Origin of the sequence: Nocardia sp. NPDC059236, assembly GCF_042754085.1 — a bacterium.
Taxonomy (GTDB): Bacteria; Actinomycetota; Actinomycetes; order Mycobacteriales; family Mycobacteriaceae; genus Nocardia.
Genome location: NZ_JBHZAF010000005.1, coordinates 302,601 through 328,373 on the forward strand (window position 1 = coordinate 302,601; position 25,773 = coordinate 328,373).

A 25,773-nucleotide genomic window follows, 5' to 3' on the forward strand; every position below is an offset into this window, starting at 1 on the left:
CAGCGCAATCCGAATGGCCGGTTTTCGTGCGGGATGCCCCGGGAACGGGTAGTGCGTCTTTCGGCGATGTCAGCTCGCGTCCGCGCGCCATACCGCTCTACCATCGCGGTATGGCGAGACCGCGTCGTACCCGCAAGATCACCGTGACGATGCCGGAGGAGATCGCTGCCACCCTCGACGATTGGCGCAGCACCGGCCGCATCGCCTCGATTTCCGCGTTCGTCGCCGAATCCGTGAAGACCCGGGTCGATCGGGCCGAATCGCTGGCCCGCCTGGAGAACGCGCTCGGCGGCCGCCCGCCGCTGGATCTGATCAATCGCGCCCGTGCCGTGCAGGGGTTGCCGCCCTTATCGGACAAGGAGGATCCCGGCGATCACGCCGGCGCGGCATGACCCCCGCCGCCCCGACGCTGGGCGGTGTCGTGTTCGACACCGCAGCGCTGACCGCCTGGGCGCATCGCGTGGCATACGTGCAATCGGTGGTGTGGGCGACCGCGGACGCGGGCCACACCATCATCGTCCCGGCCACCGCTCTCGCCGCGGCCCGCGCGCTGATTCCGCCCGGCCGCCTGGACATCCTCTCGGTGCTGCTGGATCTGCCGAACACCGTCATCCAGCCCCTCGACCGCCCGGCCAGTGATCATCTGGGCGACACCCTCGCCGATCGCCCCGACGCGGACGCACTCATTCCGGCCGGGCATGCGACTCTCGAAGCGGTGAGCCGGGATTGGCCGTGTCTGACCGACCGCCCCGATACGCTGCGCAAGCTGGACCCGCGTGTCCAGACGGACAAGTTGCCCTGAGCTTTCGAATCCGGCTGCGGCCCAAGGGCTATCGATCAGACGCGTCCCAGGGCGAGGGTGACATTGTGGCCGCCGAAGCCGAAGGAGTTGCTCAGCGCGTACCGGAGCTCCTGATGGCGCGGCTTGTCGGCCACCACATCCAGCTCGGTATCCGGGTCCGGGGTCTCGAAATTCAGTGTGGGCGGGACGATCTGCTCGTTGAGCGTGCGCAGGGTGAGCATGGCCTCGAGGGCGCCGACCGCGCCGATGGAGTGGCCGAGGGCCGATTTGGGTGCGTACACCGAGGCATGCGGCGCGACCGTCATGATCGCCTTCGCCTCGGAGGCGTCGCCGATCTGAGTGCCGGTGGCGTGGGCATTGACGTGGTCGATGTCCGCGCCGGTCAGGCCGGCCGTGGTGAGGGCCTTGCGCATGGCGCGGGCGGCGCCGTCACCGTCGGGCGCGGTGCCGGTGATGTGGTAGCCGTCCGAGGTGATGCCCGCGCCGAGGACCCGGCCGAGCATCCGCGCACCCCGCGCCCGCGCATGCGCTTCCGACTCCAGCACCAGCAGCGCGCCCGCCTCGCCGAACACGAACCCGTCCCGGTCCCTGTCGAAAGGCCGTGAGGCGCGCTCGGGTTCGTCATTGCGGGTGCTCATGGCCCGCATCATGGCGAAACTGGCGATCGGCACCGCGTCGATGTGTCCCTCGACGCCGCCCGCCACCACCACGTCGGCCTCACCGGTGGCGATCAGTCGCCAGCCGTGCGCAATGGCCTCCGCGCCCGAGGCGCAGGCCGAAACCGGTGCGTACACACCGCCTTTCGCGCCGATCTCCAATCCGACGGTGGCCGCCGAACCGTTGGGCATGACCATGGGCACCGTCATGGGCGGCACCTTCCGGTAGCCCCCGGCCTTCATCAGGTCCACGGCATTGACCAGTGCCTCGCCCCCGCCGAGCCCGGTGCCCACGGCGACCGCCAGCCGTTCCGCCTCGACGCCCGGCGTCCCCGCCTCCCGCCAGACCTGCCGGCTCAGTACCAGTGCCAGCTGCTGCACGAACGACATCCGCCGCTGCTCGATCCGGGTCAACTGCTCTCCCGGCTGCGCGACCAGCCGCCCGCCGATCCGCACCGGCAGGTCGTTGTCGGTGACGAAATCGTCTGTGAGCGTGCCGATCCCGCTGTCCCCCACCAGCAGTCGCGACCAGGTGGTGTCGAGGTCGGCCCCCAGGCAGGTGGTTGCCGCCATTGCCGTCACCACGACGCCCCGGCGAGTTTCTGTACCAGTCGTTACACTCATGCTGACATGGATACCTGTACCACCCGCTACAGTCAACCCGTGCCCCGCCCACTCGACCACGCCCGCCGCGCTCAGCTCCTCGAAGGCGTCATCGCCTACATCGCCGAGTACGGCCTGGCCGAACTCTCCCTGCGCCCGCTGGCGGAATACCTGGGCACCAGCTCCCGCATGCTGATCCACTACTTCGGAACGAAAGAGGCAATGCTGGTCGCCGCCTTGGAAACCCAGCGGCCCGATATCGCCGCACTGTTCTCGGGCATCGACTCCGCGGAGGTCCTCCGTGAGCGACTCTCGGCGTCCTTCGCGATCAACACCGCAGGCCAGTTCGCGACCAGCCTCCCGGTGCTGCTCCAGGTTCTCGGAGCGGCCACCGTCCCCAACAGCCCGTTCAAGGCCTACGCGACCGACGCCATCCTGGTGCTCATCACCGCAATGACCCGGTCCCTCAGCCGAATCGACCCCACCATCCCCGACCCCGAGGCCTCGGCCACCCTGCTGATCTCGGGTATGCGCGGCCTGATCCAGGACTGGTGGGTCACGGGCGACACCACCCGGGTCCACCGCGCCGTGAACCTCCTCATAGCCCAGGCCATCCCCACGCCCTCGTGAACAGCGAACATGCCTTGGCGCACACACTGGAAAGGGTGCTGCGCCAAGGCATGCCGGCGGGTCAGGCCGGAGTGAGGGCGGGGCGATTGCGCAGGATTGCGCCGATGGCCAGCACCGACAGCGCCAGCAGGGTCAGTGCGAAGGTCGTCGCGCCGGTCGAGAGGCCGACGATGTCGCTCAGGTACCCGGCGCTGACGGGCAGCAGACCGGCGGGGATGTAGCCGCCGATATTGAACGCCGCATTGGCTTCTGCCAGGCGAGCGGTCGGGACGGCGTGGTTGAGCAGGGAGAGCCCACCCAGCTGGCCCAAGCCCTGGCCCGCCCCGGCGAGCAGCGCCGAGGCGATCAGGGAGGTCGGTGAGTGGGTGTGGACGGCGATCACGAGGGTGAGCATCGCGAGAGCGGTCGCGGTGGCGGAGATCGCCATCGTCGCCGGGCGCGGCAGGGATCGGGCGGCGAACTGGACGGCGGTGGCGGTGAAGAACATCGCGAAGGCCATGGCGCCGGCGACGATTCGGCTCGTCGTGCCGAGCAGGCCGGACAGCAGGGCCGGGCCCAGGGACAGAACGAAGGACGTGGCCGTGATTCCGGGCGCGAACACCGCGATGCCGAGGAAGAGCTGGCGGCGGTTCGCGTGGGGCACCCGGGGCACCCGGATCCATGAACCCGCACCCCGGTGCGCCGGACGGCCGACGGGCATCCGCAGTACCGTCACGAAAGCGGTTGCCAGCAGCGCGATCTCGACAAGGAAGACGGTGACCGTCGGGGCCGGGACGGTTTCGGACAGGACACCGGACAGCAGCGGGCCGACGCCCGCGCCCAGCACCATCGCCGTCGAGGCGAAGAGCGCGCCCAGGTGCTTGCGTTCAGGTCCGGCGACATCGGTCACGGCGGCCATGCCCGCCGACACCGCAGCGCCCACCGCGATACCGGTCAGCAGGCGAGCGATCATCAGCGCGATCACACTCGGCGCGGTGGCGAAGATCAGACACGCGGCCGCCGCGAGGATCAGCGCCGGGATCAACACGGCCTTGCGGCCGAGCCGGTCCGAGGCGACGCCGGACGCCAGCAGCGATCCGAGCAAACCGACGATGTAGAACGCGAAGACCACGGTCATCGTGCCCTTGGAGAACCCGACGTCGCGCTGCCACAGCACATACAGCGGCGTCGCCGCGTTCGAGAGCACGAAGACCGCGGTCACCGGCCACGCCGCGAGCCAGATCCACCACGCCGGGGCGACGCGAGATGCGATTCCGAGATCGATCGGCTCCGCGGTCTGTGCCGGACGAGATTGTGTCGCAACCACTTCCACTACCTCCACTCAAAGTTCGAATCGACTCGAACTAGTACGAACGAAGTCGAACATAGCATGCTGTACGATCAAAGTCGTACAAGCGCCGATAGTGAGGAGTTCATCGATGCCGGCCAAGCAGCGCCCCGCGCCGACGTTCACGCTCCCCGCGGAACCGGCCGTCGTGCCGGATCCGTTGCCGGAACCCGGACTCGACGAGCTGCGACTCGAGACCGTCATGGGCGCGCTCAGCGACCCGCTGCGGCTGCACATCGTCCAGAAGCTGCTGCTCGAATCCGAGGCCTACGACCACTCCTGCGGCTGGTTCGGCATCGACCGCCCGAAATCGTCACTGACGCACCACTTCAAGGCGCTGCGCGAAGCCGGTATCACCCGCCAGCGCCAGTACGGCCTCGAACGCCGCAGCCAGGTCCGCATCGACGACCTCGAAGCCCGCTTCCCCGGCCTGCTCGACCTCGTCGCCGCCTGGGAGCCCGCGGACTGACGCCCGCTAGGCTGCGCCCATGCAGACGGAGCGGGAGCAGCGGCTGATCGACACCGTGGCCTGGGTGCGAATCGAGGACGGTCACATATTGTGCGCGCGGCCGCGCGGCAAGGACATCTTCTTTATCCCCGGCGGCAAACGCGAGGGCGCGGAAACCGATCTGCAAACCCTCGTCCGCGAGATCCGCGAGGAGCTCACGGTCGAACTCGCGCCGGACACCGTCGCCCACGTCGGCACCTACGAGGCCCTGATTCCCGACGCCGTCGTGCGCATGGCCTGCTACACCGCCGAGTACTCCGGCACGCTCGCGGCCAGCAGTGAGATCGACGAGATCGCCTGGTTCACCTACGCCGATCGGCCGCACGTCCCGCCTGTGGACCAGCTCCTTTTCGACGATCTGCACGCCGACGGCCTGCTCGCACGCGGCTGACCGTTTCCGGCAACTAGAACATGTTGTTGACAGTGACCTTCGGGTAGGCATCGAGAGACTGGTCCGAATGTAGAACATGTTCTAGTGTGGTGGGCACAACATTTCCAGTGCCGGAAAGTTCAGAGGAGCCCACCACACCATGCGTACCGAGATCTGTGATCGCCTCGGCATCGACGTACCCATCTTCGCCTTCACCCACTGCCGGGACGTGGCCGCCGCGGTCAGCAATGCGGGCGGTCTGGGTGTGCTCGGCGCGGTCGGGTTCACCGCCGAACAGCTCGAGGTCGAGCTGCAGTGGCTCGACGAGCACGTACAGAGCGTCTACGGCGTGGACCTGGTCATCCCCTCCAAGTACGAGGGCAAGGGCGTCGAGGGCCTGAGCCCCGAGGAGCTGGAAGCCCAACTGGCCAAGCTGGTTCCGCAGGAGCACCGCGACTTCGCCGAGAAGATCCTCAACGACCACGGCGTGCCGCACCTGCCGCCGGAGGAGCACCACAACCAGCTGCTGGGCTGGACCGCCACCACGGTCGCTCCGCAGATCGAGGTGATCCTGAAGCACCCCAAGGCCAAGCTGGTCGCCAACGCGCTGGGCACCCCGCCCGATGACGTGATCAAGCAGATCCAGGACTCCGGCCGCCTCATCGGCGCGCTGTGCGGTTCGGTCAAGCACGCGCTCAACCACAAGAACGCCGGGCTGGACTTCGTGGTCATGCAGGGCACCGAGGGCGGCGGCCACTGCGGTGAGATCGCCTCCATGGTGCTGTGGCCGCAGGTCATCGACGCCATCGGCGACATGCCGGCGCTCGCGGCCGGTGGTATCGGCAATGGCCGCCAGGTCGCGGCCGCCCTCGCCATGGGCGCGGCGGGCGCGTGGACCGGCTCGCTGTGGCTGACCGTCGAGGAGGCCAATGTGCCGCCCGCCCAGATGCAGACCTACATCGACGCCACCAGCTCCGATACCGTGCGCTCGCGCTCGTGGACCGGCAAGCCCTGCCGCATGCTCAAGAACGACTGGACCGAGGCCTGGGAGCAGCCGGAAAATCCGAAGCCGCTGGGCATGCCGCTGCAGATGATGGTCGCTCTCGACGGCGTCAAGCGCGGGCACCGGTACCCGGAGCAGGCCAAGGACGTGAACTTCAATCCGGTCGGCCAGGTCGTCGGCATGATGAACAAGATGGAGCGCTCCGCCGACGTGGTGCAGCGGCTCATCACCGAGTACCTGGAGTCCTGCGAGCGGCTGAACAAGCTCAACAACGCCTGATTCTCAGGATATCGACACCGCCTGATGCTCAGGCGATTCGGCGCGTTGGGTAGGGGCTGCCCGGCGCGCCGACGCATCTCCGGCGGGCGCGCGGCACCAGGTCGCGGGCTGCCGGCTCGGAGCATCGGCCGGCGCTAGGGTTGTCCCCATGGGGAAGGTCGAGCGGGTGCTGCGGGCCGCGTACTACGCGCTGCTCTCGGTGCCGGTTGCCTTCGCGCCCACGGGGGTTCGGGCCCGGGTGGTGCGCCGAGTGTTCCGGGCGCCGTTCGAGCTGCGGGAACCGGGACCGTGGCGGACCGCCGGGCACACGGTGCTGGCGGTCGCGGTCGGGCTGGTCGCCTGGTTCGCGGCGTTTCTGATGGTGCTGGCCGCGGTGCGCGGCATCTTCTATCCCCTGGTGGCAGCGCACGATTTCGAACATTCCTGGGGTGGGCCGACATTGGCCGGCGCGTGGGCGGTGCATTTCGCCGGGGGAGCGCTGCCATTGCCCCTGTGGGTACTGCTCATCGCCGGGTTCGGAAGGCTCGAACAGCGTCTCGCCCAGCGTTTGCTGGGCCGCAGCGGGCCGTGGTGGCCGATACCGGTGGCCATCGCGCTGTGCGCGGGCGGCGCGGTGTTCTTCATAGCCTGGTGGCATCAGATCTAGGGCGACACTGTCAACGCGCCGGAAGCCGAGCGGAAATCCCTGCACCGTCATTGTTTTCGCTCTCTGTGCGACTCAGTATGGCATTGCGGCGGGTGTGCCACGAGTCCGGTTCCGGACGCCGATTCTCGGGGTGCGGTGTGACACCGGTCTCCGAAACCCTCGTGCGGCTTGCCGTTTCGGGTCGCTGATTGCCAAGGTTTGCGGGATATGTTGCACACGAAGCCGTCACGCCTGTCGAAGCCCCTGTCCCCGGCCGCCGCGGGCGGTGATGCGCGGTGACATGGTCGAAGATCCGTTCCTCCCCCACCCTGCGCCGCGCCTTGAAAGCGGCGGTGTCGTTGCTGTTCGTGATCGTGCTGGCCATCGTGGCCGCCGTCCTCGAAAAGCATGTCGGCACCGAAAAACCGGACGCGAGCGGCCCGCCGATTCCGGATCGCGGCGCTCAGCCGGCTGGATCGGCCAAGGAGATCAGCAGTCTGCTGGGCAAACTGAAGGTGGCCGACGAACTGCCGATGACCGGTTACTCCCGCGACCGATTCCCGCACTGGGACACCGACAAGCCCGAACACGGATTCGGTGACGCCTTCGCGCAATACAGTCGCTGCACCACCCGTGACGTGGTGCTACTACGCGACGCGACCGGGCCGGTGAAGCTGGATCCGAGCAGCTGCAAACTGAGCGTCGGCACCAATGGCGGCTGGCGCGACCAGTACGGCGTCATGGACAAGAAGACCAATGCCCTCAAGCCCTACAAGTGGACCACCGATTCGTCGGCCCTGGACATCGACCACATCGTGGCGCTGGCCGAGGCGTGGCGTTCGGGCGCTGCGAACCTCGACGACGACACCCGGCGCCATATCGCCAATGACGCGCTGAACCTGGTGATTTCCGATCCCACCGCCAACCGCTCCAAGGGCGACCAGGATCCGTCCAGTTATCTGCCGCCCGGGACTTTCCGGTGCGCCTATATCGGGCACTACATCCAGGTGAAAGTAAAGTACGGATTGAACGTCGATGCCAAGGAGCAGACCGCACTGCAGACCGCGGTGAAGGACTGTGTCAGCAAGGGAGAGTTCACATAGTCGCCGTCGTCGAAATCCGCAGCGAGGCAGCCGTCATGACCCGGGAAGAGGGAACGGTCTCCGGGGATCTCGATGTGACGCTGGATTATTCGGGCCACGGGCTGGTGCGCTATCGCGGCACCGCCACCTGGTACACCATCGGCAATCTGGAGGACCAGGAACCACGCAGCTGGACCAGCGTGCAGGATCTGGCCACCGCCATCGAGAACGAGAGCGGTGGCCGCGACGCCGCCGGCAATGTGCTGCCGTTCGAGGCGTGAGCGCTAGTCGCGCACGGCTTTCAGGGCCTCGGCCCGCGTCTTGACGGCGTCGGTCATGCCCTCGAACCCGGTGGTCAGCGCGCCGCCCAGCAGGCCGGCGACCACCGGGGCCAGCGGCCCATTGAGCTGGAAGTGCGAGAAGTAGCGGGTGCGGCCGTCCGCCAGCGGGGTCAGGGTGTGCGAGCGCTCGCTGCTGAGCAGGCCCAGCGGCGCGGGCTTCATGTTGTAGCTGAATTCCCTACCCGGTGTGTGGGAACGGATGAACTCGCGCTGCTGCTTGGGCTTCGGCCCGACCAGCCGCACCTTCATATCGATCGGCGACCCCGGTTCGAGGGTGGTCTTGCACTCCAGGCAGAAGGGATTCCATTCCCCGTACTTGTCCACGTCGGTGAGCACCTGCCAGACCAGCTCGGCGGGCGCGTCGATCTCCACGCTTTTGTCGATGACGAAGGCCATAGGGGAACAATACTGAAACCAGTTCTAGACGGTGGGGCGGGCCGTCACTCCGCGAGCAATGACCTCTCACCCTCACGAGTGATCCGGGACGCGATCGCGCCACCACCGCTGCGGCCCCATCGAATTCCTGCTCCGCACAATCACCTACGGCCCCCAGCGACTGCACCCGTCCCCCAGTACCGTCGAACCATGACCCTCGCCGACCGCTACCCCCTCCTCCACACCCCCGCCCGGTGGGAGTGGGGCGGCCTCGACGTCCAGTTCTCCACCGACCTCCCACCGGACCACCTGGTCACCAACATCCACGTCGTCTGCTTCCTCGCTGACCGCGTCGTCCTCTGCCGCGACGACCGGAACCGCTGGATCCTCCCCGGCGGCACCCGCGAAGCCGGAGAATCCATCGAGTCCTGTGTAGTCCGCGAACTTGCCGAGGAGGCCGGCGCCGAACTGTCCGGCCCCCTCCACTACTTCGGCGCTCACTACGCCACCACCGACCGCCCCACCCCCTACCGCCCCTGGCAACCCCACCCCCACAAAGCCTGGCTCTGGTGCACCGCCGACGTCACCCTCACCGGCCACCCCACCAATCCCGATGACGCAGAACAAATCCTGGAAGTCCGCACCTTCCCCCTCGCCGAAGCCATCCACCTGGCAGCCACCGACGGCCCCCACGTCCCCGAACTACTCGAACTGGCCGCCGAACTTCACCCACGCTGACCCCGAGAACCGCAGCGCCCGTCAACCATCCAATCGACTAAATGGAACGACTGCCGAATAAGTGCTCTCCAACAGCAATGCGTCTTCATGGGTTTCCGCGAGCCGATAGGTCCGCGCGGCCCAATCGAGCCGGTACTCCTGGATCATCTTCACGTAGAGACTCGAGTCCAGATAGACGATCAGATAGACCGGACGTCAGGGCAAGGTCACCGTACGCGCCGGATCCCGGAACCCTGGGGATGCTCGGATGCCATGCCCAGCTGATGACTATCGGGGCAGTTGTGACGGCTAGGGACACAGGGCGTCGCCGAGCAGGCCGGTGATGTCCGGATCGGTGTCCGGGGAGTCGTTCATCGCGATGGTCACTGCGCGGCCCTCTCGGGTGGCGCCGGAAATGGTGAGGTAGCCGGCGATTTCGCCGACGTGGCCGAAGTATTGTGCGCCGCAGGGAAGTTGGATCGCGCCGATGCCGAGGCCGTAGTCGAGGAGGCTATCGGGGGAACGGGGTGTGGTTGTCAGCATGTCGTGCAGCTGCGCGTCGGCGACGATCTTCCCGGCGAGCAGGGCCATGAAGAAGCGGTTCAGGTCGTTGCCGGTGGAGATCAGTCCGCCTGCCGACCACCCCACCGACGGCTCGGAGCGGGTGACGTCGGTCGGGACGCCGCCGACGAGGGTGTAGCCCTGCGGGTGCGGGCCGCGGAAGCCGGTCTCGCCCGGACCGGGCAGGTAGGTGTCGGCGAGCTGGTTCGGGGTGGTGATTCGGCCCGCTAGCTCTTCGGAATATGTTCTGCCCGTCACCTTTTCGACCAGCATGCCCGCGACGATGAAATTGGTATTGGTGTACTTGAACCGCTCCCCCGGCGCGAACTGCGCGGGGCGGCGGAGCGCGATCGCGATCTCCTCGGCGGGAGTGAAGGTGCGGCCCCCGGCCGCGGCGCGCACCTCGTCGAGTTCGGGGTCGTCGGAGAGTTCCGGCAGTCCGCTGCGGTGCTGGAGGATCTGGCGCACCGTGATCACGCGCCCGTCCACGCCATTGCCCCTGAGGAGCCCGGGCAGATAGGCGTCGACGGGTTCGTCGAGCCGCACCTTCCCCTCCGACACCAATTGCATGATGAGTGCCGCCGCAAAGGTTTTGGAGATGCTGCCGACCCGCACCTGCTGCGGCGGTGCCATCGGAATCGGCGCCCGGCTGGTGCGGTCGCCGACCCCGGCGGTGAGGGTGATGGTCTGCCCGTTCTCGGTGAGGGTCGCGATCACCCCGGTGGTCCCGGCCCGCACCAGCCCGTCGATGTCGTCGCGAATCCGCTCGACTCGCTTGGGCGACACCGCCATCGGGGTGGTGGAGACCGACTGCGGCGCCGAGGTGGTCATACTCCCGCATCCCGCGGCCCCCACCAGCGCCAGCACTGTCACCGTCAGCCCGATTCGCATATCTCGACGGTAGGGGGCGGCGGCGGACCGGGACATCCGGACAACCCCTGAGTCCGTCCCTGAGAATCTACCCGGATACCGATGCGGCCTTCGGCATTCGCGCTGCCAGGCCCAGCACGCCCGCGGCCACCGAAGCGCCGGCCATGACGTACCAACCGTGCTGGAAGGCGTCGAGGGTCGCCTGCGCGCCGGCGGGCGTGCCGAGCACCGCCACCAGAACGGCCACACCCACCGCCATTCCGAGCTGTCGCGCCATGCTCAGCACCGCCGACCCCGTCGCGAACTGCTGCGGCGGCAGCCCCGCCGTCCCCGCCGCCACACTGGTCGGCATGGTCAGGCCGACGCCCAGACCGGTCACCAGCATGCCGCCGAGCAGCCCGGCCGGATAGTCCGGCCGCAGCGTGATCGCCTGCGCCCACCAGACGATTCCGGCCGCGAACGCCACCCCGCCGAGCGCGAGCACCGGCCCGACACCGATCCGGGCGATCAGCCGGCCCGCCGACACCGCCACCAGCGGCACGATCAGCGGCCCGGGCGCGATCCCCAGCCCGGTCTGCAAGGCCGACCACCCCCACACGTTCTGCATCCACAGCACCGCCGACAGCAGCATCCCCGCGAACGCGATATTGAACAGCAGCGAATTGCCGAGCATGAGCGCGAAATTCGGCACGCGCAGCAGTCCCGGATCGACGACGGGACTGTGATGGCGACGCGACGAGACCAGGAACACCACCGCGAACACGGCGGTCGCCACGAACGCGCCGATCACACCGGGCGACCCCCACCCCCAATCCTCGCCCTTGACGACGGCCAGAATCAGCGACGCCACCGACCCGATCAACATGAGCGCGCCGACCCCATCCGGCATCGATCCGCCCGTACCGTTCGGCCGTGGCAACAGCCGCGCTCCCAGCACCAGCGCGATGATCCCCAGCGGCACGTTCACCAGGAACACCCAGCGCCAATGCAGTTCGACCAGCAGTCCGCCGATCACCGGCCCCAGCGCCGCACCCAGACCACCGAACGCCACCCACAGCCGCACCGCCGTCGCCCGTCGCTCGGCCGGTGTCGCGGCCAGCAGCAGGCCCAGTGAGGATGGTGTCAGCAACGCGGCGCCCGCTGCCTGCAGGACGCGGAAGGCCACCAGCGCACCGGTATTCCACGCCACCGCGCACAGCGCCGACCCCAGCACGAACACGCCCAGCCCCGTCAGGAACGCGGTCTTGTTCCCGTTGCGGTCACCCAGCCTCCCGGCGGGAACCAGCAGCGCCGCGAACACGATGGAATACGCGTTGAGCACCCACGACAGTCCCGCGATCCGGGCTCCCGAGAAATCCTGGGCGATCCGCGGCAGCGCCACATTGACGATGAACAGGTCCAGGCTGGACAGCAGCACCGCCACCGCGACGATCCCGAGCACCACCCGCGGATCGGCGGCCCGCCGTTCCTCCTGCACGACAACGGTGCTCATCGTTCTCCCCCATACGTCCGGCCGTCGGCCCGAGTGAGTTTTTTCATGAGACGGACCATAGGCGAGTAAGTCTCTTCAAGCAACCGACTATGCTGGGGTCATGCGGCGAACCAGCTTCGAGGACATGAACTGCTCCATCGCCCAGTGTCTGGAGGTGGTGGGCGAATGGTGGACCCTGCTCATCGTCCGTGACGCCCTCTTCGGCATCACCCGCTTCGACGACTTCCGCTCCCGCCTCGGCATCGCCCGCAATGTCCTCACCCAGCGCCTGGAACACCTTGTCGCCCAAGGCATCCTGGACAAGACCCCCTATCAGGACAACCCGGTCCGCTACGACTATCTGCTCACCGACAAGGGCCGCTCCCTGTGGTCGATCCTGGCCGCCATGCGCCAATGGGGCGACGAATGGGCCGCCCCCGATGGCCCCCCGATCGAATCCGTCCACAAATCCTGCGGCCACGTCATGACCGTCCAGCCCGTCTGCTCGGAATGCGGCGATCAGCTGACCGTCAAGGACCTACGCCCTCAACTGGGCCCAGGCGCTCACGACCCGTCCCTGCTGCCCGGCAGCAACTGACGGACAAAACCCACTCGACAGCAGCCAGGGCGGGAATCCTTCGGGCCACTCTGTGGTGTCGTCGTACATCGCGTCGCCGACCGGATGCTGCCGGTTACGATTGCCGGCGAGTAGGTCCGCGACGTTCGGTGCGGTGCGAGACGCAGGCGCTCCGGGCCGGTCCGAAGCGTAGAATTCTGTGTTATGTGTGGGCCGAAGGGGCTCGCGCACAACGGATTCGGGGGGATCTCGCGATGTCGGACCTGCGTGGAGCGCGATGGACCTGGCGGTTTCTGGTCGCGTTGGCCATCACGGGCGGGCTGTGCCTTGCCAGTTTGGTCAGCTACATCCTCAACTTCGACCATACGGAGCATTGGAGCCAGCTGTTCGCGGTGCTGACAGTGGCATCTGCGGCTCTGTTCTGGTTTGTGGGGTGGGTCCCCCTGCGGTCACGCAACCCGCGGTGACCGGGCGATCTGCGTCAGGCAGCGCGGACTGTTGTGACGGGCTGGCCGGTGGCCTTGGCGATGCGGGGTAGCTCGGCGGTGAGCTGGGCGGTGGGGACGGGTGCGCCGTCGAACATGGAGATGGTCAGGTCGCCCTTGTCGAGGTCCCAGGTTCCGGTGATCCGGCCGCCGGTTAGGACGAGCGGGGAGATCCAGCCTGCGGTGCGACTGACCTTGGCGCGGTGGTCGCCGGGGAGGAGGACGGTGTCGCCGGTGCCGGGGCCCAGGACGTACTGGTCGAACTGGCCGAGGAGGTGGACCGCGGAAGTCGGTTCGGTCCTGGCGAGTTCGTCGAGGTGGGCTGTGAGGAAGTAGCCGCGGCGGCCCTCGACGTCGATCTCCGTCAGCTCGTTGCCGAGGTCCGAGAACCAGCGGCGCACAGTCGGTTTGCTCAGGAAGCCGTGAGTCAGCCAGGTATTGAAGATCTCCGGGGTGGCGGGACCGTAGGCGCCGAGGTAGGCGCGGATGATGGTGGGCGCGGCGGCATCCGGGTCGGGGATGCCGGACCAGCCCGGGATGACGTGCGCGGGATTGGTGAAGGTGACCGACGTGCCGCGGGACGGGCCGTGGCACAGCGCGCCCTGCCAGGCCAGGGGCTTCAGCATCGAACCCCAGCCGGAGCGCAGATGCTCCTCCAGCGGCTGGAATCGCCGCTCGGCGATCAGCTCCGCGACCAGCTCGTCGCGAGTCAGCACGCGCCCGTCGAGAATGTCGCCGACCGCCTTGACCAGCGCCGCCACATCATCCGGTGTCGCCCCGGACGCCCTGGTCCACGCGGGCTTCTCCCACGTACGTGCCGACCCCATGAGCGACAACGCCGCGGACCCCTGCTCCGGCGTGAGCGCGTGCAGCGTGCCACGCATCGCCCATGTCTTCATCAGCGCACCCTCCCCCAGCGCCGCCACCACCACACCGGGCTCACCCGCCGAACGCCGCAGCGCCACAGCGGTTTCCGCCGCCGAGGTCACCTGCGCCTGCACCCCGCACAGCCGCTCGACCACGGCCACGGCATCGCTTTTTGTCCGCGGGTCCACGAACTGCCGCTGGACCCGCCAGCTGAACACCTGATCCCACGAAACCCGCACTGCGCCTCCCGCACCCGCTCCGCACGCCAGCCGCACGACGGCCCCAGCTTACGGCCGACCCCCGACACGATCGGCCATCTGCGCCGCCGCCCTTCCGGCACAACATCCTCCGAGGCGTCCCGTGGACACGACGCATGGGAACCGCTCGGGCGATCGCAACATGAGGTGGCGTCTTTCACCAAGCTAAGGCATACCTCACAACATTCCGGATGGCCTGTACCACAACTCATCTCACATCAGCATGAGCGAGCACTGCCGCCGGCTATACGACGCTCTGCCCGTCGATCTTCCGATGCCTCGGGCTGGCCGGTTCGGTCAACGCGGTATGCGGCTTCTTAGAGAATGGTCCCGACTCGTTTTGGTCGGTGCCAGGGTTCGCCTTGGTGCGGGCAACCGATCGGTGGTCGACGGGGAACCCAAAATGACGGTGCACTGCGGTGGGTGCTGGAGGTGTCAATACCCCAAAAGATGTGAAATGAATTCGGTTCGCAATGCTGGTTCGGTGGCTAGGCTGCGAGCGCCCGGGCAGCAATCTCCGGGGGGATCGAACAAGAGAGGTTCTGCACCGATGACTCTGAAATCACTGACCGGCAAGGGATTCGCGGTCGCGGCCGGTGCCGCGGCGGCCAGTCTCGCGGTCGCCGCGGCACCGGCGTCGGCGACAATCACCAACGTGGCGGCGGGCTGTGTCGGCGGCGCGCTCTCCGGCGGCTGCACTTACGTTGCAGTCTCCGCCAACCTGACAGATTCGACGCCGGTGTCGTTCACGATCAACGGTGCAGTGCTGGCAGGCGGCCCGTTCACTCCCACGCTGTGGTCGGGCGGGTCGTATGCGGTCGTTCTCTGGCTCGATTGCATCGACAACCCGTTCCATGTGGTCGCGACCCAGAACAGCGCGACGGGCGGACCAGCCAGCCAGATGGGGGCCGATTACGCTGGCGACGCCGAGTATGTTCATGTCGCTAGCACCGGCAGTTCCGTGGCCGACAACATCTTGAAGACTGTCTCCAGCCTGCTCCCACGTCCCGCCTGCCACGTCGTCAAGCAGACGTAAGCGCCATTGGAGGGCCCGCAACTCGGCATTTCCGGATGTTCTGCAGCGCACCAGGTTCCGGCCGCCGACAGCCGCTGGACGGATCCAACTACGCCGCAGCATGACACAGACCAATCCAGAAGTGCGATCCTGGCGTCCACGTGACATAAGGTGACGTCTTTCACCAAGCTAAGGCATACCTCATAACATTCCGGATGGCCTGTACCACAACTCATCCCACATCAGCATGAGCGAGCACTGCCGCCAGCCATACGACGCTCTGCCCGTCGACCTTCCGATGCCCCGGGCTGGCCGGTTCGGTCAGCGCGGTATGCGGCTAGTTAGCGGACGTTCTGCGCCGCAACAGGTTCCGGCCGCCAGCGCCTAGTCCGAAGCTCAGGATGTTCACCACCATCCCCGATCGGATCCGGTGGCGCTGGCGCGCCACCGCCGACGACCTGCTCCCGCCCGCGTACCTGCGCTATCCGTGCGCCGCGATCGCCGCTGCCCACACCGGTCGCACGGGTCATGGTGGGCAACGAGCTGCGGTAGCGGGGAATCGGGTCGCATGGCCGCCCTCGAGGGTGTGGTCGGACTGCTCGGTCGATGATCCGGGTCGAGCAATCCGCGGGGCGTGCGGCGTCGAACTATCGAACGGTGACGTAATCGGTCGAGGGGGAGTACCCGAGTGCAGATGTTCATCAGCGGCCGGGTCAGCCGCTGCGGTAGTGAGGCCCACGTCGTCATCGGTGCACCGCGCCCGGTCGCCGGATCCGCCCGCGGTGACCAGGTCTGTCACGTCGAAATCCGCTGGGAGGACACCATTGTGCGGCTGCACCCGCGACCGGGGTCCACGCGGGTGGCACTGGACAACGCGCTGTGTGAGGTCACCCGGCATCTGGGCATCGACCTACCGGGGTTACTCGCACACGTCGCGATCGGGCCCGCGGTGCACGAGCCCCAAGCCTGGTAGCCGAGATACGCTGCCTCCCACCTCGATTCGTGGGACTCGCAGCGGTAGATGGCGGTGTTCCCGCAGCGTCAGGTGGCGCCGATGAGGCGAGCGTTTGTCGAGCGGGCCCGACGTCTGCCCAGATGGTTACCGATCCGGCACCCGCGGGGCGCGTGTCCTATAGGTCGACGGTCTCTTCGATGATGTTGGTGCCCAGTTCTTCGGTGAACAGCGGGTCCCGGTTGGCTGCCGCGCCGAGGATGAGGCCGTCGAAGGCGCTGTTGGCGTAGTCGAAGCTGTCCGCGCTGATGCCAGGGCCTGCGACCTCGAGTTTGCGGGGTATGGCCGGCCAGGAGCCGACCCCGTTGAGCGCGTGGGCCTCTGCGGCGGTCGGGGTAGGGCTGGAGTAGGACACGAACTGCCCGACCTGGTGGTCGATGCGGTCGCGTTCGAACCTGGCCAGGGTGTAGCGCAGTTGCAGGGCTCCGCGCCCGATGCCGCAGACCGTGAGCGGAGTCGAGCCCAGGCGCTCGGCGATCGCGCGGAACAGGACCTCCTGCACGCTCTGGTGGGTGGCGCCGTCGAGGGTGTCGCTGGTGCCCAGCGACACCAGGATCAAGTCGGCGCCGGCGGCGCGCAGCGCTTCCTGGAATGAGTACCTCGGGCTGTCGAGTTGCCGGGCGAAGGCGCCGGGATAGGCGGCCGTCGTGTCCGAGTCGCCCACCAGGATGAACGGTGCTCTCAGGCTGCTGTCCTGGGCGGGAAACACCGCTGCGTTGCCGAGCATGAGGGGCCAGGTACTGGCCGGTGCCACAGTCGTCATCGTCGAACTCCTCACGTGGTCGAGAAGATCCGGAGAAGAACCCAACTTGCAGCAAGACACCCCACAGCGCGACACGGCGCGAACAGCACACCACACGCGGGGGCGCAGCCCCATGCTACCTGCACCGATAGGCCTGCGAACGTGGCTTCCACGTCGACCAGGCGGGCACCCTCATCCGCGCCGGGCACGACGCCATAGAGGCGCGAATGCCCAGCGGTGGCGCATCCCGCGCTGACGACATCGGATGGACGAGGGTCTCGCCGCAGCGGCGCGGTAGTGCACGTGGGGCGAGACCCTCGTATCGGCTCAGCAGGGTCAGGGGGTTGTTGTGCTGCGCCGACACCTCAGCGCATACCAACAGGTCGGCCTTCTCAACCGGTCGGTGCCCGATCGTGGCTGACTGATGATGAGGTCGTTACCGGCCCCCATCCCGTCCACCCATGTCGCGACGCGCCGACACATTCATCGAATGCGCATTCGAATAAGACTGATGAGTCTGGGGGTTCCGGACCCGCCGAAAATCCAACGAGGTTCCCGTAAGTGCCTGGTCGGCGTCGGTGTAACGGCGTCGACGAAGCAGCGAGGGGCTATGCAGTCAGCCTCCCTCGGCCGAATCGTTTGGTAGCCAGCGGTAAACTACTACTGACGTCTTCCGCGGTACCAAACGACGTCTTGTCCGGTCCGGTCGATGCTGCAGCTGTCGGAGCCTGAATGAGCGTTCCTGTCGGGACGCATCATGAACTTCACCAAGGAGCAAATCGGGTGTCGCAAAGCCGATTCGGCACGCGACGCACCCGCAGACCCAGCCCGGTAACTCGGCAGCGCAGCCGAGTACCCGGACGTCATAAAGCTCGTTGTAAGGAGGCGAAATGTCTAGCAAGATCATCAAAACCCTTGCCGCGACTGTTATTGCCGCGCCCCTGCTCGTCCTCGCCGCGCCCGCAGCCACTGCCGATTCGAATACCGTGGCGCCTACGTCACCCTCCGCCACTCCAGTCGACGGATCGTTCGGATCAGCTACGTTGTGTTTCCCCCTCGGCAGTGTCGTCCTGTGCATCTGAGTGAGCGTCTGCGAACTCCGGTGTTGGGTGTGTGACGCTCGAGATTTGAATGAACCCAGGTAGAGCAGTGATTGCTGAGATCAATTGGTGTACCGGGAGTTCATCATCGCGTATTGCGGGTGGTCGTCGTGCCCGACTGGTGGTATCACGTGGCCGCATGGCCAGCAGATTCGAACGGTGGAGTCGCGCAATCTGCAGGAAGCAATCCTGACACCTGCCCCATCACATAATCGGCAATAGCGGACGTTCCGCCGGCCTCGGATCGCCATGGCCAGTTGATCTTCCGATGCCCGGCGCTGGTCGGTTCGGTCTGCGCGGTATGCGGCAAGAGAGTGCGTTCAGCGAGCAGGACTACGGTTCGCGAACACCAGTGACTGTCAACTGTTTCCGATGATGGTCATAGTGCTGCCCCGGATACTGATAGAGCTCCGCAAGGGACATGGACCCCTGGAAGTACGGATCCCAAAGACTCGGATAGTGCATCTCGCGCGTGAACTTCGCTGCATTCTCCCGCCGTAGGGAACGCTGCAACGAAGCGATGACCCGATCCATCTTCGCGCCCATCCTGCGCCGGTTGTACGCACGCGTCGCCAGGCGCGAGCCATAGAAGTTGATCACGTCGAACGGGCCGGTCACCGCGTTCAGGAATCGTGCGTTCGCGCGGCTGGCACCAGCGGGCAGGCGGCCGAATACGCGCACGAGGATCAGGAGCTTCTGAACGATCATGTAGCCGAAGACCATGTGGAACAACAGCTCTTCGTTGGTCCAACGGGTGCCATTCGTCGGGGCTGTCCACTCTTCGGCACCGGTGGTATCGAGCAGGTGGTGAAAGTCGATTCTCACTCGCTCCAGGTCGGCAGCAAGACCCTCGCGGTCGACGTTCGGTTGTGACATGTCTCCACCTCGATTCGAGCGCCGAACACGCCCATACGACGATGGTCGCGCGCGTGCGCCCAGAGACAAGACTCTAGACTGGAATGCCCCGCATTCGGCATTTCCGGATGTTCTGTAGCGCACCAGGTTCCGGCCGCCAGCAGCCGCTGGACGGATCCAACTAGCCGCAGCATGACACAGACCAATCCAGAAGTGCGATCCCGGCGTCCACGTGACTGAGTGGTCTACGTCGTCCTCGACACCGCTGTTCGGCCGGCGGCGACAACAGGCCTGAGGCGCCGATCCGGGCGCGGGGCTCAGAGGCGTTCGATGATGGTGGCGTTGGCCAGGCCGCCCGCCTCACACATGGTCATGAGGCCGTAGCGGCCGCCGGTCTGTTCGAGGTGGTTGAGCATGGTGGTGAGGATGCGGGTGCCCGAGGCGCCGAGCGGGTGACCCAGGGCGATGGCGCCGCCGCGCGGGTTGAGCTTGGCCGGGTCGGCGCCGAGCTCGTGCGCCCAGACCAGCGGCACGGGTGCGAACGCCTCGTTCACCTCGTAGACGTCGATGTCGTTGATGGACAGTCCCACTCGCGCCAGCACCTTGCGGGTGGCCGGGATGACGGCGGTGAGCATGAGCAGCGGATCGTCACCGGTGACGGCGAAGGAGTGGAAGCGGGCGCGCGGCTTCAGGCCGAGCTGGGCGGCCTTCTCCTCACTCATGATGAGCGCCGCCGACGCGCCGTCGGTGAGGGGCGAGGAGTTGCCGGGGGTGATGGACCATTCGATTTCCGGGAACCGGGCCTTGAATTCGGCGTCCACGAAGGCCGGCTTCAGCCCGGCCAAGCCCTCGACGGTGGTGCTGGGGCGGATGGTCTCGTCGGCCGTGAGCGATCCCGCCGGGACCAGTTCGTTGTCGAAGCCTCCGGATGCCGCGGTGGCGGCGGCCAATTGGTGCGAGCGCGCCGCGAATTCGTCGAGCGCGGTCCGGTCGAACTTCCAGCGCGCGGAGATCACCTCGGCGGAAATGCCCTGCTGCACAAGCCCGTCCGGGTACCGGTGCGCGATGGGCCCGCGATTGGCGTCGCGGCCCTGGGCGTTGGAGAACATCGGCACCCGCGACATGGATTCCACGCCGCAGGCGATGGCGATGTCGTAGGCCCCCGCGATGACACCCTGCGCTGCGAAATGGGCGGCCTGCTGTGAGGATCCGCACTGCCGGTCCACCGTCGTGGCGGGCACCGCTTCCGGGAAGCCGGCCGCCAGCACCGCGGTGCGGGAGATATTGAAGGCCTGCTCGCCACTCTGGGTGACGCAACCGCCGATCACATCATCGACCAGCGCGGGATCGATCCCGGTGCGCTCGACCAGGCTTTCCAGTACGCCCGACAGCAGTGTCGCCGGATGCACTTCCGACAGGCCGCCACCGGTTTTCCCCTTCCCGGAGGGGGTGCGGACAGCGTCGACGATGACGGCGGAGGTCATGACTTCTCCTTGTTCCCACTGGACATTCCAGTTGCGAATTCCGGTTAACATACGCACTGTACCGCACCGGCAGCGCGGCGTCACCGGCGCGAATTTTCCCCTCCGGGCCGACATCCCGCGGATTGCTAGCCTGTTGCTGTGACTGCGATCGGCAAGCAACCCCAGAAGCCCTTCTGGGATCTCGAGATGCGGCTGTCCGCGGTGCTGTCCATGCTGGCGGGATTCATCGGCGCGGCCGCGTACACCCACTCGGAGGGCTATTTCGTCACCTTCATGACCGGCAATACGGAACGCACGATTCTCGGCAACTTCGCCGGCGACCCGGCCCTGGCCGGCGGCGCGGCCGCGATCATCGTCTGCTTCCTGGCCGGCGTCTTCATTGCCTCGATCTGCCGCCGGTACTGGTGGACCAACCACCCGCACGGCGCGACCATGCTCACCACCGGCGCGCTGGCGCTCGCGGCCATCGTTGACGCCGTGCTCGGCGAGCGTGGCATCGGCCTGGTCCCGATCCTGTTCGTCGCCTTCGGCATGGGCGCGCTCAACACCTCCTTCGTCAAGAACGGCGAGGTCTCCATTCCGGTCAGCTACGTCACCGGCACCTTGGTGAAACTCGCGCAGGGCATCGAGCGGCACGTCTTCGGTGGCGGCACTGTCCGTGACTGGCTCGGCTATGCGACGCAATATGTTTCGTTCAGCACGGGCGCGCTCATCGGTGGCCTGGTGTCGCTGGTGGTGAACGGTTCCTCGATGCTCAATGCCGCGGTCGTCGGTTCGCTGCTGGTCGCCGGATACACCTGGCGGGCCGACATTCGCTGGATGCGGCGCATCGCGCGCCTGAGCGCCGACGACGATTGAGTCATGTCACAGCCGCGCAACACTTGGCTAATTAATCGCAAACGGCCCGAACTGGTCATATTCTGCTGAATATGACAACCAGCAAAGAGGGAGTTTACGAAGGGCCGGTCCATGCACTGGCCCGCAGCGCGTGGCAGTCGATCCTGGTCACCGGCCTTCTCTCGGTGGTGCTGGGCATCCTGGTGCTGGTGTGGCCCGGACCCACCCTGGTCGTCGCCGGTGTCCTGTTCGGCATCTACCTGCTCGTATCCGGTGTTTTCCAGCTGATCGCGGCCTTCGGAGTGCACATCAGCACCTGGATGCGGGTGCTGTCCTTCATTACCGCCATCCTGTCGTTCATTCTGGGCTTCTTCTGCTTCCGCAACGAGTTCCAGGCCATCGGCCTGCTGGCGCTGTGGATCGGCATCACCTGGATCTTCCGTGGCACCGCGGTGCTGGTGGCCGCGATGTCCGATGCAGCCGTCCCGGGCCGGGGCTGGCAGATCCTGTTCGGCATCCTGCTCATCGTCGGTGGTGGTCTGCTGATCGTGGAGCCGTTCCGCTCGATCACGGCCCTGGTCGTGGTGGTCGGCTGCTGGCTGATCGCCATCGGCGTCTTCGAGGTGGTCTCGGCCTTCCTGGTGAAGAGCCGCGCCAAGGATGTGCCCACCGCTGTCTGACCGCTTCGATCCGCGTAACCCCACGGCGGTCGCCCTCCCCGGGCGGCCGCCGTTTCTCGTGCCGCACAACCTGGTTCAGCGCAGCCGCTTGGGCCGCTTGTCCATCAGCCGCAGGATCAGCGGCGTGAAGATGAGCTGCATCGCCAGGTCCATCTTCCCGCCCGGCACCACGATGCTGTTGGGCCGCGACATGAACGAATCGTGCAGCATGGACAGCAGATACGGGAAGTCGATGACCTTCGGATCGGCGAAGCGGATCACCACGAAACTCTCGTCCGCGGTCGGAATGGTCCGGGCGGTGAAGGGATTCGAGGTGTCCACCGTGGGCACGCGCTGGAAGTTCACATAGGTCCGCGAGAACTGCGGGCAGATGTGCTTCACGTAGTCGGGCATGCGCCGCAGAATGGTGTCGATGATCGCCTCGCTGGAGTAGCCGCGTTCGGTCTTGTCGCGGTGCACCTTCTGAATCCACTCCAGATTGATGATGGGAACCACGCCCACCAGCAGATCGGCATAGCGGGCCACGTCGACACCGTCGCCGACCGCCGCCCCGTGCAGGCCCTCGTAGAACAGCAGATCGCTGCCCGGCGAGAGCTCCTCCCACGGCGTGAACGTGCCCGCCGGCTGTCCGAAGGGTTTGGCTTCGTCGTCATCGTGCAGGTAGCGCCGCACCGCGCCCACACCGGTCTCCCCGTACTCGCGGAACAGTGACTCCAGTTCGGTGAGCAGGTTCGCCTCCGGCCCGAAATGCGAGAAGGTCAGGTTGCGATGCTGTTCGGCCTCTGCCATGGCCAGCTTCATCTCGTTGCGGTCGTAGCGATGGAACGAATCCCCTTCCACGATGGCCGCACTGATTCCCTCGCGGCGGAATATCTCCTGGAAGGTTCGCGTGACGCTGGTCGTCCCCGCACCGGACGACCCGGTGATCGCGACCACGGGATGTTTGACCGACATGGCACCTCCTCGATTGCCGGACAACAGCTTTCACACAACCGGCAGCTCAGTGCCGGGACGCGCGGAACAGGGAGCGGGAACCGAAGAGCGAGGCGTCGAAACTGGGCCCCTCCTCCGGTTCGCGGTGATAGCGCTCGATCCGTTCGACCTCGTTGCGGGAGCCGAAGATGAACGGGATCCGCTGGTGCAGCTCCTCGGGCCGCACATCCAGCACCCGTTCGTGCCCGGTGCTGGCCGCACCCCCGGCCTGTTCGACGATGAAGGCGATCGGATTGGCCCCGTACAGCAGCGAAACCCGGCCCGGGCGTTCGGGATTGCGGGTATCGCGCGGATACATGTAGAGCCCGCCGCGGGTCAGGATGTGAAAGGTGTCGGCCACCAGCGAGGCGACCCAGCGCATATTGAAATCCCGTCCGCGCGGGCCGTCCACGCCTTCGAGGCATTCGTGGACGTAGCGGCGGACGGGGCGTTCCCAGAACCGCTCATTGGCGGCATTGATCGCGAAACCGGAAGTGTCGTCGGGGATTCGCATACGGGGATGGGTGAGCACGAACGCGCCCACCTCGCGGTCCAGCGTGAACCCGTCCACCCCGTTGCCGGTGGTGAGTACCAGCATGGTCGCGGGCCCGTACAGCGTGAAGCCGGCGCACACCTGCTGGACGCCCGGCTGGAGGAAGTCGGTGCCGGCCGCCTCGCGCCCGTCCTCCGGAGCGCGCAGCACGCTGAAGATCGTTCCCACCGGCAGATTCACGTCGATATTGCTGGATCCGTCCAGCGGATCGAAGGCCAGCAGATACTTCCCGCGCCGGTACTCGGTCGGCACCTGATGGCATTCGCGCATCTGTTCCGACACCAGCGCCGCCAGCGGTCCGGTCCACTGGCTCTCGGCCACCATGATGTCGTTGGCGATCGCGTCCATCTTCCGGTGCACAGTGACCGGCAGATTCTCGGCATCGGACGCGCCCAGGGAGCCGACGATCGCTCCCCGGGTCACTTGATTCCCGATGATCTTGGTTGCGGTGGCGAGCACGTTCAGCAGCGCCGAGAACTCCCCGGACGATCCGGGATGCCGGTGCTCCTGCTCGATGGTGTAGCGGGTGAGGGTCTTCAATCCTTCGGGCACAATCGCTCTCAATTCGTCATGGAGGGGCCCCCTCGTCGGCGAGGGTGTCCGCGAACACACTGCTGCCGAGGACATCGCTGTCCGTCAGGGTGATCAGATCCGTGCGACCGACCGGCCGGTGCAGTTCGACCAGGCGTTTGGCCTGCCGCAGCCGGCAGCGCTCGAGGGCATTGCGCACGCTGCGCGCATTGGCGAAACGGGGGCGGGCCATGCGCAGCTTCAGATAGCGCGAGAAGGCCTGCGCGGCTTCCGGATCGAAGCGGAAGTTCTCCTGGCGCACCATCAGTTCGGCGATGGCCATGAGCTCGTCGTGGGTGTAGTCGGGGAACTCGATGTGGTGGGCCACCCGGGAGGACAGGCCGGGATTGGCGGAGAAGAAGGTCTCCATGCGGTCCGGATAGCCGGCGAAGATGACCACCAGGCTGGTGCGTTCGTTCTCCATCTCCTGCAGCAGGATCTCGATGACCTCCTGCCCGTAGTCGCGCTCGTTCTCGGGGCGGAACAGGTAGTAGGCCTCGTCGATGAACAGCACTCCCCCGGCGGCCTTGGCGAGGGCCTCCTTGGTCTTGGGCGCGGTGTGACCGATGAACTGGCCGACCAGGTCATCGCGGGTGACGGTGTGCACCTTGGGTTTCCGGATGTACCCGAGGGCGTGCAGCATCTCGGCCATGCGCAGGGCGACCGTCGTTTTCCCGGTGCCGGGCCCGCCGGTGAAGCTCATGTGCATGGTCGGGCGGGTAGCCTGGAGCCCGAAACGCTGACGGGCGCGATCGATCAGCAGCAATGCCGCGATTTCCCGCACGCGGCGTTTGACGTTCGCCAGACCCACCAGTTCCGCGTCGAGGCGGGCGAGAGTGTCCTTGACGTCCTTGCCCGCGACATCCGTCGACAGATCCAGCAGGGCGTCGTCGGCCAGCATCTCCGGTGGGCCGGAAGCGGGGCGGTGCAGGTGGCCGGCCGCCGAATCCTCCGGTCGGGGAGGACCATCGGCGGCCGTACCGCGCACCGGTGCGGGGCTCGTGACCCCGGGCCGATGCATCTGGAACCCGCCCGCCGGGCGGCCGGCTGCAGGCTGCCGGCCGCCCGGTACCGCGGGGCGTTCCGCGCTCACGATATCCTCCCGTTCCGAAAGCTGTTCAGCCGCCATACCTTTGGCCCGGACGGTCGTCGAGCGCGTAGGCGTGGAAGCCGTAGTGCTGACGGCGATCGTCGGACTCGGTCCGGTCGAGGCGGAAACCGGGCTCGTGGGCCGGGCGCTGCACGAGGAAACTCAGCGCCGTGGTCTGCCGGCCGTAGGAGGCGTCGTAGGCGTTCACGCGAATGTAGTGGCGCGGGAACGTGGCCCGGCAGGCGTTGATCTCGGCGAGCACCCCGTCGGGCTCGTCCAGATCGAACAGTGGCAGGCCCCACATCTCCCAGTAGTTGTTGCGCGGATGTGGATCGTCGGTGTACTCGATGGACACCGGCCAGTTGTTGAGCAGGGCGTAGCGGACCTGGGCGGCGATCTCGGGGTCGTCGAGATCCGGCAGGTGCGAGAAGGTGCCTTGGCGCAGATGCATGGGGAT

General features: G+C 66.9%; 29 protein-coding genes and 1 pseudogene. 17 read left to right on the forward strand and 13 right to left on the reverse strand.

Features of this window, described 5'->3' with window-relative positions:
- Window positions 1-110: 110 nt before the first annotated feature.
- Both ACFXIV_RS15980 and ACFXIV_RS15985 read left to right on the forward strand, forming a co-directional pair.
- Window positions 111-392: a hypothetical protein gene (locus ACFXIV_RS15980; RefSeq protein WP_379396940.1), complete on the forward strand. Its 282-nt coding sequence runs from the start codon at window positions 111-113 to the stop codon at window positions 390-392.
- Entirely contained in the window at window positions 389-802 is a 414-nt protein-coding gene (locus tag ACFXIV_RS15985; protein WP_033091132.1) for a hypothetical protein, read from the forward strand. The genes ACFXIV_RS15980 and ACFXIV_RS15985 overlap by 4 nt, the downstream gene beginning before the upstream one ends.
- Window positions 803-837: 35 nt before the next feature.
- Here ACFXIV_RS15985 and ACFXIV_RS15990 read toward each other — a convergent pair whose 3' ends face one another.
- Window positions 838-2,082, reverse strand: coding sequence for a KasA/KasB family beta-ketoacyl-ACP synthase (locus tag ACFXIV_RS15990; RefSeq protein WP_379396942.1), 1,245 nt, complete (start codon window positions 2,080-2,082; stop codon window positions 838-840).
- Window positions 2,083-2,121: 39 nt separating this feature from the next.
- Between ACFXIV_RS15990 and ACFXIV_RS15995 the strand changes: the two genes are divergently transcribed.
- Window positions 2,122-2,691, forward strand: a complete 570-nt coding sequence (locus ACFXIV_RS15995; RefSeq protein ID WP_379396944.1) for a TetR/AcrR family transcriptional regulator — start codon at window positions 2,122-2,124, stop codon at window positions 2,689-2,691.
- Window positions 2,692-2,752: 61 nt separating this feature from the next.
- Here ACFXIV_RS15995 and ACFXIV_RS16000 read toward each other — a convergent pair whose 3' ends face one another.
- A complete protein-coding gene (locus ACFXIV_RS16000) occupies window positions 2,753-3,997 on the reverse strand; it encodes an MFS transporter (protein ID WP_379396945.1) in 1,245 nt (414 codons plus the stop codon).
- A 112-nt stretch (window positions 3,998-4,109) separates the two neighbouring features.
- On the opposite strand from ACFXIV_RS16000, the gene ACFXIV_RS16005 reads away from it, so the two are divergent.
- The 6 genes and pseudogenes from ACFXIV_RS16005 to ACFXIV_RS16030 all read left to right on the forward strand — a co-directional run bounded on the left by ACFXIV_RS16005 (window position 4,110) and on the right by ACFXIV_RS16030 (window position 8,166).
- Window positions 4,110-4,487 carry an ArsR/SmtB family transcription factor gene (locus ACFXIV_RS16005; RefSeq protein ID WP_379396947.1) on the forward strand — a complete coding sequence of 126 codons (378 nt, stop codon included), beginning with the start codon at window positions 4,110-4,112 and terminating at the stop codon, window positions 4,485-4,487.
- Window positions 4,488-4,506: 19 nt separating this feature from the next.
- A complete protein-coding gene (locus tag ACFXIV_RS16010; protein ID WP_379396949.1) occupies window positions 4,507-4,917 on the forward strand; it encodes an NUDIX domain-containing protein in 411 nt (136 codons plus the stop codon).
- Window positions 4,918-5,056: 139 nt separating this feature from the next.
- Window positions 5,057-6,178, forward strand: coding sequence for an NAD(P)H-dependent flavin oxidoreductase (locus ACFXIV_RS16015; RefSeq protein WP_379396951.1), 1,122 nt, complete (start codon window positions 5,057-5,059; stop codon window positions 6,176-6,178).
- A gap of 142 nt (window positions 6,179-6,320) precedes the next feature.
- Window positions 6,321-6,824, forward strand: a pseudogene (locus tag ACFXIV_RS16020) (sensor domain-containing protein); the annotation flags it as partial.
- Between the two features lie 275 nt (window positions 6,825-7,099).
- Window positions 7,100-7,906 (forward strand): HNH endonuclease family protein, encoded by an 807-nt coding sequence (locus ACFXIV_RS16025; RefSeq protein ID WP_379396953.1) that lies wholly within the window; start codon window positions 7,100-7,102, stop codon window positions 7,904-7,906.
- A 35-nt stretch (window positions 7,907-7,941) separates the two neighbouring features.
- Complete coding sequence (locus ACFXIV_RS16030) at window positions 7,942-8,166, forward strand: hypothetical protein (RefSeq protein WP_379396955.1); 225 nt, start codon at window positions 7,942-7,944, stop codon at window positions 8,164-8,166.
- A 3-nt stretch (window positions 8,167-8,169) separates the two neighbouring features.
- On the opposite strand, the gene ACFXIV_RS16035 is transcribed toward ACFXIV_RS16030, so the two are convergent.
- Window positions 8,170-8,622, reverse strand: a complete 453-nt coding sequence (locus tag ACFXIV_RS16035) for an SRPBCC family protein (RefSeq protein WP_379396957.1) — start codon at window positions 8,620-8,622, stop codon at window positions 8,170-8,172.
- A gap of 189 nt (window positions 8,623-8,811) precedes the next feature.
- On the opposite strand from ACFXIV_RS16035, the gene ACFXIV_RS16040 reads away from it, so the two are divergent.
- A complete protein-coding gene (locus tag ACFXIV_RS16040) occupies window positions 8,812-9,339 on the forward strand; it encodes an NUDIX hydrolase (RefSeq protein ID WP_379396959.1) in 528 nt (175 codons plus the stop codon).
- A 288-nt stretch (window positions 9,340-9,627) separates the two neighbouring features.
- On the opposite strand, the gene ACFXIV_RS16045 is transcribed toward ACFXIV_RS16040, so the two are convergent.
- Together ACFXIV_RS16045 and ACFXIV_RS16050 are read right to left on the reverse strand one after the other, a co-directional pair.
- A complete protein-coding gene (locus tag ACFXIV_RS16045) occupies window positions 9,628-10,770 on the reverse strand; it encodes a serine hydrolase domain-containing protein (protein WP_379396961.1) in 1,143 nt (380 codons plus the stop codon).
- Between the two features lie 67 nt (window positions 10,771-10,837).
- Window positions 10,838-12,241: an MFS transporter gene (locus ACFXIV_RS16050; RefSeq protein ID WP_379396963.1), complete on the reverse strand. Its 1,404-nt coding sequence runs from the start codon at window positions 12,239-12,241 to the stop codon at window positions 10,838-10,840.
- Window positions 12,242-12,341: 100 nt separating this feature from the next.
- On the opposite strand from ACFXIV_RS16050, the gene ACFXIV_RS16055 reads away from it, so the two are divergent.
- Together ACFXIV_RS16055 and ACFXIV_RS16060 are read left to right on the forward strand one after the other, a co-directional pair.
- Complete coding sequence (locus tag ACFXIV_RS16055; protein WP_379396965.1) at window positions 12,342-12,818, forward strand: winged helix-turn-helix transcriptional regulator; 477 nt, start codon at window positions 12,342-12,344, stop codon at window positions 12,816-12,818.
- 233 nt (window positions 12,819-13,051) lie between these two features.
- Window positions 13,052-13,264, forward strand: coding sequence for a hypothetical protein (locus tag ACFXIV_RS16060; RefSeq protein WP_379396967.1), 213 nt, complete (start codon window positions 13,052-13,054; stop codon window positions 13,262-13,264).
- Window positions 13,265-13,278: 14 nt separating this feature from the next.
- On the opposite strand, the gene ACFXIV_RS16065 is transcribed toward ACFXIV_RS16060, so the two are convergent.
- The gene (locus ACFXIV_RS16065) at window positions 13,279-14,388 is read right to left on the reverse strand and encodes a winged helix DNA-binding domain-containing protein (protein WP_379396968.1); all 1,110 of its coding nucleotides are present in this window, start codon (window positions 14,386-14,388) and stop codon (window positions 13,279-13,281) included.
- Between the two features lie 568 nt (window positions 14,389-14,956).
- Between ACFXIV_RS16065 and ACFXIV_RS16070 the strand changes: the two genes are divergently transcribed.
- Window positions 14,957-15,442, forward strand: a complete 486-nt coding sequence (locus ACFXIV_RS16070; protein WP_379396970.1) for a hypothetical protein — start codon at window positions 14,957-14,959, stop codon at window positions 15,440-15,442.
- 667 nt (window positions 15,443-16,109) lie between these two features.
- The gene (locus tag ACFXIV_RS16075; RefSeq protein WP_379396972.1) at window positions 16,110-16,394 is read left to right on the forward strand and encodes a hypothetical protein; all 285 of its coding nucleotides are present in this window, start codon (window positions 16,110-16,112) and stop codon (window positions 16,392-16,394) included.
- 157 nt (window positions 16,395-16,551) lie between these two features.
- On the opposite strand, the gene ACFXIV_RS16080 is transcribed toward ACFXIV_RS16075, so the two are convergent.
- Window positions 16,552-17,196, reverse strand: a complete 645-nt coding sequence (locus tag ACFXIV_RS16080) for a hypothetical protein (protein ID WP_379396974.1) — start codon at window positions 17,194-17,196, stop codon at window positions 16,552-16,554.
- Window positions 17,197-18,065: 869 nt separating this feature from the next.
- Here ACFXIV_RS16080 and ACFXIV_RS16085 point away from each other — a divergent pair.
- Complete coding sequence (locus tag ACFXIV_RS16085; RefSeq protein ID WP_379396975.1) at window positions 18,066-18,257, forward strand: hypothetical protein; 192 nt, start codon at window positions 18,066-18,068, stop codon at window positions 18,255-18,257.
- Window positions 18,258-18,608: 351 nt separating this feature from the next.
- Here the strand turns inward: ACFXIV_RS16085 and ACFXIV_RS16090 are convergent, their stop codons facing one another.
- Together ACFXIV_RS16090 and ACFXIV_RS16095 are read right to left on the reverse strand one after the other, a co-directional pair.
- A complete protein-coding gene (locus ACFXIV_RS16090) occupies window positions 18,609-19,151 on the reverse strand; it encodes a DinB family protein (RefSeq protein WP_379396977.1) in 543 nt (180 codons plus the stop codon).
- 296 nt (window positions 19,152-19,447) lie between these two features.
- The gene (locus tag ACFXIV_RS16095; RefSeq protein WP_379396979.1) at window positions 19,448-20,614 is read right to left on the reverse strand and encodes a thiolase family protein; all 1,167 of its coding nucleotides are present in this window, start codon (window positions 20,612-20,614) and stop codon (window positions 19,448-19,450) included.
- Between the two features lie 186 nt (window positions 20,615-20,800).
- Here ACFXIV_RS16095 and ACFXIV_RS16100 point away from each other — a divergent pair, with 186 nt between their 5' ends.
- Both ACFXIV_RS16100 and ACFXIV_RS16105 read left to right on the forward strand, forming a co-directional pair.
- Complete coding sequence (locus ACFXIV_RS16100) at window positions 20,801-21,472, forward strand: YoaK family protein (protein WP_379397186.1); 672 nt, start codon at window positions 20,801-20,803, stop codon at window positions 21,470-21,472.
- Between the two features lie 71 nt (window positions 21,473-21,543).
- Window positions 21,544-22,131, forward strand: coding sequence for an HdeD family acid-resistance protein (locus ACFXIV_RS16105; protein ID WP_379396981.1), 588 nt, complete (start codon window positions 21,544-21,546; stop codon window positions 22,129-22,131).
- A gap of 75 nt (window positions 22,132-22,206) precedes the next feature.
- Here the strand turns inward: ACFXIV_RS16105 and ACFXIV_RS16110 are convergent, their stop codons facing one another.
- The 4 genes from ACFXIV_RS16110 to ACFXIV_RS16125 are packed head-to-tail and all read right to left on the reverse strand — an operon-like array spanning window position 22,207 to window position 25,767.
- Window positions 22,207-23,085, reverse strand: a complete 879-nt coding sequence (locus ACFXIV_RS16110) for a phosphoribulokinase (RefSeq protein ID WP_379381040.1) — start codon at window positions 23,083-23,085, stop codon at window positions 22,207-22,209.
- 46 nt (window positions 23,086-23,131) lie between these two features.
- Window positions 23,132-24,208, reverse strand: coding sequence for a class 1 fructose-bisphosphatase (locus ACFXIV_RS16115; protein WP_354832763.1), 1,077 nt, complete (start codon window positions 24,206-24,208; stop codon window positions 23,132-23,134).
- Between the two features lie 16 nt (window positions 24,209-24,224).
- Window positions 24,225-25,319, reverse strand: a complete 1,095-nt coding sequence (locus ACFXIV_RS16120) for an AAA family ATPase (protein WP_379396983.1) — start codon at window positions 25,317-25,319, stop codon at window positions 24,225-24,227.
- A 25-nt stretch (window positions 25,320-25,344) separates the two neighbouring features.
- Window positions 25,345-25,767 (reverse strand): ribulose bisphosphate carboxylase small subunit, encoded by a 423-nt coding sequence (locus ACFXIV_RS16125; RefSeq protein ID WP_379396985.1) that lies wholly within the window; start codon window positions 25,765-25,767, stop codon window positions 25,345-25,347.
- Window positions 25,768-25,773 lie beyond the last annotated feature (6 nt).

What these genes read in the sequence shown, in the direction of transcription:
- ACFXIV_RS16050 (WP_379396963.1), bottom strand. Translation starts at nt 12,241, where the DNA reads ATGAGCACCGTTGTCGTGCAGGAGGAACGGCGGGCCGCCGATCCGCGG.
- ACFXIV_RS16060 (WP_379396967.1), top strand. Translation starts at nt 13,052, where the DNA reads ATGTCGGACCTGCGTGGAGCGCGATGGACCTGGCGGTTTCTGGTCGCG.
- ACFXIV_RS16010 (WP_379396949.1), top strand. Translation starts at nt 4,507, where the DNA reads ATGCAGACGGAGCGGGAGCAGCGGCTGATCGACACCGTGGCCTGGGTG.
- ACFXIV_RS16095 (WP_379396979.1), bottom strand. Translation starts at nt 20,614, where the DNA reads ATGACCTCCGCCGTCATCGTCGACGCTGTCCGCACCCCCTCCGGGAAG.
- ACFXIV_RS16105 (WP_379396981.1), top strand. Translation starts at nt 21,544, where the DNA reads ATGACAACCAGCAAAGAGGGAGTTTACGAAGGGCCGGTCCATGCACTG.
- ACFXIV_RS16030 (WP_379396955.1), top strand. Translation starts at nt 7,942, where the DNA reads ATGACCCGGGAAGAGGGAACGGTCTCCGGGGATCTCGATGTGACGCTG.
- ACFXIV_RS16015 (WP_379396951.1), top strand. Translation starts at nt 5,057, where the DNA reads ATGCGTACCGAGATCTGTGATCGCCTCGGCATCGACGTACCCATCTTC.
- ACFXIV_RS16040 (WP_379396959.1), top strand. Translation starts at nt 8,812, where the DNA reads ATGACCCTCGCCGACCGCTACCCCCTCCTCCACACCCCCGCCCGGTGG.
- ACFXIV_RS16070 (WP_379396970.1), top strand. Translation starts at nt 14,957, where the DNA reads ATGACTCTGAAATCACTGACCGGCAAGGGATTCGCGGTCGCGGCCGGT.
- ACFXIV_RS16100 (WP_379397186.1), top strand. Translation starts at nt 20,801, where the DNA reads ATGCGGCTGTCCGCGGTGCTGTCCATGCTGGCGGGATTCATCGGCGCG.
- ACFXIV_RS15985 (WP_033091132.1), top strand. Translation starts at nt 389, where the DNA reads ATGACCCCCGCCGCCCCGACGCTGGGCGGTGTCGTGTTCGACACCGCA.
- ACFXIV_RS16110 (WP_379381040.1), bottom strand. Translation starts at nt 23,085, where the DNA reads ATGTCGGTCAAACATCCCGTGGTCGCGATCACCGGGTCGTCCGGTGCG.
- ACFXIV_RS16035 (WP_379396957.1), bottom strand. Translation starts at nt 8,622, where the DNA reads ATGGCCTTCGTCATCGACAAAAGCGTGGAGATCGACGCGCCCGCCGAG.
- ACFXIV_RS16125 (WP_379396985.1), bottom strand. Translation starts at nt 25,767, where the DNA reads ATGCATCTGCGCCAAGGCACCTTCTCGCACCTGCCGGATCTCGACGAC.
- ACFXIV_RS16080 (WP_379396974.1), bottom strand. Translation starts at nt 17,196, where the DNA reads ATGACGACTGTGGCACCGGCCAGTACCTGGCCCCTCATGCTCGGCAAC.
- ACFXIV_RS16090 (WP_379396977.1), bottom strand. Translation starts at nt 19,151, where the DNA reads ATGTCACAACCGAACGTCGACCGCGAGGGTCTTGCTGCCGACCTGGAG.
- ACFXIV_RS16045 (WP_379396961.1), bottom strand. Translation starts at nt 10,770, where the DNA reads ATGCGAATCGGGCTGACGGTGACAGTGCTGGCGCTGGTGGGGGCCGCG.
- ACFXIV_RS15980 (WP_379396940.1), top strand. Translation starts at nt 111, where the DNA reads ATGGCGAGACCGCGTCGTACCCGCAAGATCACCGTGACGATGCCGGAG.
- ACFXIV_RS16005 (WP_379396947.1), top strand. Translation starts at nt 4,110, where the DNA reads ATGCCGGCCAAGCAGCGCCCCGCGCCGACGTTCACGCTCCCCGCGGAA.
- ACFXIV_RS15990 (WP_379396942.1), bottom strand. Translation starts at nt 2,082, where the DNA reads ATGAGTGTAACGACTGGTACAGAAACTCGCCGGGGCGTCGTGGTGACG.
- ACFXIV_RS16085 (WP_379396975.1), top strand. Translation starts at nt 18,066, where the DNA reads ATGTCTAGCAAGATCATCAAAACCCTTGCCGCGACTGTTATTGCCGCG.
- ACFXIV_RS16055 (WP_379396965.1), top strand. Translation starts at nt 12,342, where the DNA reads ATGCGGCGAACCAGCTTCGAGGACATGAACTGCTCCATCGCCCAGTGT.